Origin of the sequence: Moorena sp. SIO3B2 (assembly GCF_010692525.1) — a bacterium.
Classification (GTDB): Bacteria; Cyanobacteriota; Cyanobacteriia; order Cyanobacteriales; family Coleofasciculaceae; genus Moorena; species Moorena producens.
Window position 1 is genome coordinate 1 of the sequence record NZ_JAAHHE010000391.1, and the last position, 5,401, is coordinate 5,401.

Sequence of the window (5,401 nt, forward strand, 5' to 3'; positions counted from 1 at the left end):
GATTGGTACTCTGGAGTGGTGTTAAGCGGGAAAATATCCTGAGATATCACCTAGATTTTAACGGTGCCCCCAATTACTGGGATCGTTACCGCTTGAGGATTCCCAAGAAGAAACTGGAATTGGGAGTTGCTCAGTTTTCTATTTCTTATCCAGATTACTACGATGGTAAGTTCGACGTGGACAAAATTGAAGTGCGCGTTGACGGTAAATCCCTCCCGGTCTCTGAAGTAGTCTGGGACAAAGAGAATTATAGCCTTCAGATTTACATGGAAGAGCCAGTTCCAGCCAAGCAAAATGTGGAATTAGTATTGTCCAATGTCAAAAACCCTGATGGGGGTACTTATTACTTCGTTTGTTATGTCTTAGCCGCTGGTGATATTCCACTACCCAGTTATATCGGTACCTGGATTGTGAGTATTGGTAGATAATCTATAGTAGTTCTGAATTGGGTGAGATAAATCGTCCTAGGTTTTAGGGAGCAGGGAACAGGGAGCAGGGAGTAGGGGAAAGAGTGTGGGTTTTCCGGTGTAGGGTAACCGTCACCCCCATAGCCTCTGCCCATCTCCCCAAAGCGCCCCCATTCAGAATTTAAATCGGTGAGAGTTTATTCCCACTCCCCTCCTCACTACACCTGCCATACCCCCTTGTTGATTAGACCTCCCAGAAAAACTAGGGAAGTCTATTGGTCGCTTGTGCTAATTTAATGTCTCTTTGATCTCCCTTTTGTCTACATCAGTCATTATTTCGAGTCCCCCGCCGGGAGTAGCCTTGAAGTGAAAAAGGTAGCGACCGTTGATCATATAGACCGTTGTGATAGCTCCTATAGCGCAGATCAGGACTCCACAGAGCGGTAAGGTAATTTGCCAAACTGGGAAGTTGTGCTTACTTGGTTTTTTCTGTTGATTCTTCTTTAACATAGTGATTGAGCAATCCAAGACGAGTGTTAAAATAGCGACGATTTCCTCTTGAGTGCCTGCCTAGACGCTACAAACTATCGAGCAGGCTTTGACTCAGAGTATAATTTCTACCCCAAAGAATTTTTGAGCAAAATTAGTAGGCATGTTCTTTCACGGCCTACTAGCAGCTTTAGAGTCTGATTTCGAGGCTATATATTAATGTGCCTGTTCAAGGATTCTGTGACATTGACTGGCTCATTCTTCTAGAGGTGCTACTCTTCAAAATTCAAGCACCCTGTTTTTTTGGAAATTTTCCCGAGAGGGTGTCACATTTTCTGACCGTTCTGCACATATATATAGAAGAGGCAATCTGATGATTTGCGGTCAGCATTCAGCCGTCAGCCGTCAGCCGTCAGCCGTCAGCCATTCGCGAATGGCCAAGGCTCATGCTACTGTTCGCGCAGCGTGCGCGTAGCGCAATCGGTGCTTATTTTATTCAAAAGCACATCAAGTAGTGTAGCCATAACCCTTTATCTGATAGCTGATACGCGACACGCTGATAGCTGATAACTGAATGCTTACGATTTGCGTAGCAGCGTAATCGGCTACTCAAGGGTGTCACACTTTCTGAGAGTTCTGCACATATATATAGAAGATGAACTTTGATGATTCCCTCAGCATCCTACTCTGCTACGTATAAAAACTAGTCTCTTTAAGTAGTAAATAGCCCACTGGGTGTCACTTGTCACAAATCCGGAAACAGGAGGTAGTGTTAAACCTAAAGTTGAGATATATAGCAACTCTTTCTCCTATGAGGTAGAAAGCGATCCCCTGTTGCTCCCCCTCATCAAAGGTGACTTTAGCGATCCCTCTTTGTTTCCCCTGATCAAGGGTGACTTTTAGGTTTAGAAGTGTACCTCATAAATGCCATAAATGCTATATAGAGAAAGATTATTTATCAAACAGGAGGTGATGTTCAATGTCACCATAACAAGGAGCGATAATAAGTGCCTAGCAAAAATTTAACCCCTAATGAAAAGAAGGAAAAGTTTGAATCAGCAGTTAACTATTTGCTTAACCAAAGCTATTTAAAAACTAAGGAAGCAAACTATTATGCTGCATTATTAAACTCAATAAAGTCCAAACTACGCCAATTTAATTTACCTGATGATCAAAGCTACGATGTAATTAATGAAACGTATTTGCGGGGAATAAAACTGCTAGACTCTGGCCAAGAGATTAAAAACCCTGGAGCCTGGATTAGGGTAACTTCTTTGAATGTCATCCGTGAGATCAGCCGGAAACAAGAAAAAGAACAGTCATGGGACTCTAATTTAATAGAGCGTCAAATAGCACCAGAAGCCAGCAATAGCTTTTCCTCAGAAAACTATGACGATGAAGACTTAAGGTTGCTGAAGCTAGCCCTTAAAAAATTAGAGTCAAAGGACTACAAAATAATCGTATTACGGGAAATACAAGGCTTGTCTTGGAAAGAAGTAGTGAGCAATCTAGCTTCTAACGGAGAAGTTGTCAATGAGACCTGTGCCAGGCAACAAGGTAGCCGTGCCCTCAAGCGTTTGCGCCAAATCTTTTTTGAGCTTAAGAATCATCATCAGTAAACAAATTATTATGATTAGCTATAGCTAATCAGGAGGGGGAACTGCTTAGGGGCATTCCTACTCTGATTGCCCCGCTTTTTATTGAAAATTAAAAGTGTTAAATGTTAATAAATAAGTCCATAAAATATAAAAACTGTGTTACTACTAAAAATAGTATATAGTAAAAAAAGATAATTAAAACAAATTTAATTAATTTATAAAATTTTTAAGGATTTGTCGAAGAATAATTATCCGGTATTAAATACCTTTTCTAAATTATAATGTAGATGATTAGCTTGGAGGATGGATCTATGTATAGGATGATAAATTTATTTTCAAGACTTAATAGAGGTAATGTTGTTGGAAGTACTCCAGGGGGTGTTTCAGTGTTTGATATTTTCCAGGTAGTAGCTACCAATAATGCCAATCCACAAGCTCCTAGTGATTTATATGAATCAGACAATTTTGGAGATAGTTATGATAAATCTAAGGATTTTGGGTACTATTTTGAAGAAGCTTCCGGTGATTGGGATCAAAAAAAGGAGAATTTAATCACTAGTATTGAGACAGATAGTAATAATGAATACTATGAAAATTTGAGTAAAGCTCTCCTTGAATCTTCAATTATTTTTTTACTTGAAGATTCCCTTGAATCTTACCACTTATCTTTAGAAAGACAACGTGAAATTTGGATTAATATTTCTAATTCATTTCTTAATTTTGACTGGGATAATCCTCATGATAATGAAAAATATGTACTTATAAATAATGATAATATAGTTAACAATGTGAATGTTTGTTTTTATGGTGAAACTAGCGCTGGTAAATCTACTATGATGTCACGTATCTTAAAAAATCAAGAATTTCAAGAAGTTGCATCAAGAATTGCTGATGGGGATAAACGAGCAGAAGAAAACCATGATTTTATGGTTGTATTTCCAGAAAATTTAATTAAAAATTATCAAAGAACTAACCCATTGATAATCACTGCTCCTTTTGATTACAAAAATCATCCTTACCAAATCCAAAAAGAAAGTGTATTAAAATATACTATTGTAAATGATGCTATTGCTCAAGCTATTGAAAGTGAGCTAAATCCAATTATTGTTAATCGAGATAGCTATTTAAGGGAATTATTTTTTAGGAAAAATGATATAAATCATATTCTTACTTACTTCGCGAATAATCTGAAAAATTGGAATCAGCCCAATCTCTGCAATTTCTCGATCAAAGTAAGGATAAGACTAAGCTTAAAAAGCCTAATTAACAGTGTTATATCCAAAAATGGTATGCTCCGGATAATTTTGAGTCATGGAAAAAATTTAACTAAAACAAATCGAACGAATGCTGTTTCATTTTGGCAGTTACTAATATTTTTGATAAATAGACCTAGCAATTTTACTGTTGGTTCATTGGCCATGGCTTCTATAAATTCACGAGAAGTAATTTATTATCAAAATTATTTAACTCAACTGCTCAGGGAATTATTACGAATCTTGAATGATGCTTATCATCTGGTCATTAATGGCAAACATCCTACTTTAAAGAAGTATTTAGATGATCCTTAAGTAAACTTATAAAAAATAAAATAATAACTAGAGGATAATGATTTTTCCACAAAGCTTTCAGTGAAATCATGAAAGTGAATACTAATTAAATAAATAACCGCTGTAGCCATGCCTTCGTGAGCCATAAAAATTAATAAAAAGGCAGAGTTAGCTATTAAGTCGATAGACGGCAAGCAAGCTAAGGAATATAAACTCTAACTAGGGATTATAGATGCTGGCTAGGTCAAGAATACAACAGTTTTAAATTAGGTGAGGTACATTATTTTAGGGACCAGGTAGCAGGGAGCAGTGAAGTCGAAATAGGTAATAGGTAAGAGGTAAGAGGGTAAAAATGCTGTTTACTTCATTAGACTATAAAGCGCTATACATCCTCCCTATTAGAACTAGATAATCCACAATTAAAGGATTTCGTATGACTACCTAAAGCCCAACAAGCAACTGTTTTTAAAAAATACATACAATAGTAAACCAACAATGATATCATAGGACTTAGCAGAGACTTGGCAACCGTAAAAGTTTAGAGAAAATTAAATGTTTTAGGAAGACAAAAAAAACAAGCAGCAACTGGCTTAAAAAAAACACCATAGCTAATGATAGTGATTATTTGATTAGCACAAACTGCTTGATGACATTTCTTATCTGATTTACCAGAGCATTGTTTAACTATTAACTAAAAATCAGAATTGGGCTTGGGCAAAAACTAGCACTAGTAATTTTAAATTTATTCAAGTAAATCACAACTATGTTTAGTAATGGGAATTAAATTACCAATAAATCAAATGTCAACCAAAACCACAAAAAAAAATATTAAATTAGCAGAAGAGTATCGCCAGCTAATAGGTCTTCCGTTTTTGTCTGAATTAGAAGCAAATCGGATGGCAGAAATCCTAGAGCTAGCTAATCTTGATGAATCTCTTAACTCCTTAATTGAGGAAATTGAAATGAAGGAATATTTACAACTAGAAAAGTGGAATCAAGGTCTTCGGAATTTACTGAAGGTGGTTTCAACAGAAGAGCCATCCCCTAATACACCATGGCAGGAGTAAACCATCTAAGGGGTCTAAGCAGTCAGTGGTCAGTGGTCAGCCGTCAGCCCTCAGCCATCAGTGGTCAGCCGTCAGCCCTCAGCTGATTTTATTTAAAAGCTTTTTCCGTAGCTTGATCACAGGCCAATGGCTGATAGCTGATAGCTGATAACTGATAGCTGATAGCTTGCCTTGATAGATCACCCCTTGACATGGTATGATCAACAATCAGCTATAGTTGGCAATCAATCCTTTATAGTATTCGTACATAGTATTCCTCCAGCAAACCCATGACTCAACGCACTCTAGGCGGG

At 37.1% G+C, this 5,401-nt stretch carries 5 protein-coding genes; all 5 read left to right on the forward strand.

Annotation, left to right across the window (positions count from 1 at the left end; all coding sequences use genetic code 11):
- Nucleotides 1-428: DUF2808 domain-containing protein (locus tag F6K38_RS34385; RefSeq protein WP_287359597.1), on the forward strand; the 428-nt coding region annotated here is incomplete at its 5' end.
- Between the two features lie 1,203 nt (nucleotides 429-1,631).
- Entirely contained in the window at nucleotides 1,632-1,799 is a 168-nt protein-coding gene (locus tag F6K38_RS34390) for a hypothetical protein (protein WP_287359600.1), read from the forward strand.
- Between the two features lie 104 nt (nucleotides 1,800-1,903).
- A complete protein-coding gene (locus tag F6K38_RS34395) occupies nucleotides 1,904-2,515 on the forward strand; it encodes an RNA polymerase sigma factor (RefSeq protein WP_287359603.1) in 612 nt (203 codons plus the stop codon).
- Between the two features lie 299 nt (nucleotides 2,516-2,814).
- Nucleotides 2,815-4,062, forward strand: a complete 1,248-nt coding sequence (locus F6K38_RS34400) for a hypothetical protein (RefSeq protein ID WP_287359606.1) — start codon at nucleotides 2,815-2,817, stop codon at nucleotides 4,060-4,062.
- A gap of 779 nt (nucleotides 4,063-4,841) precedes the next feature.
- Nucleotides 4,842-5,108 (forward strand): hypothetical protein, encoded by a 267-nt coding sequence (locus F6K38_RS34405; protein ID WP_287359609.1) that lies wholly within the window; start codon nucleotides 4,842-4,844, stop codon nucleotides 5,106-5,108.
- Nucleotides 5,109-5,401: the final 293 nt, after the last annotated feature.

Coding starts and splice junctions, on each gene's coding strand:
- F6K38_RS34400 (WP_287359606.1), top strand. CDS start 2,815: ATGATAAATTTATTTTCAAGACTTAATAGAGGTAATGTTGTTGGAAGT.
- F6K38_RS34405 (WP_287359609.1), top strand. CDS start 4,842: ATGTCAACCAAAACCACAAAAAAAAATATTAAATTAGCAGAAGAGTAT.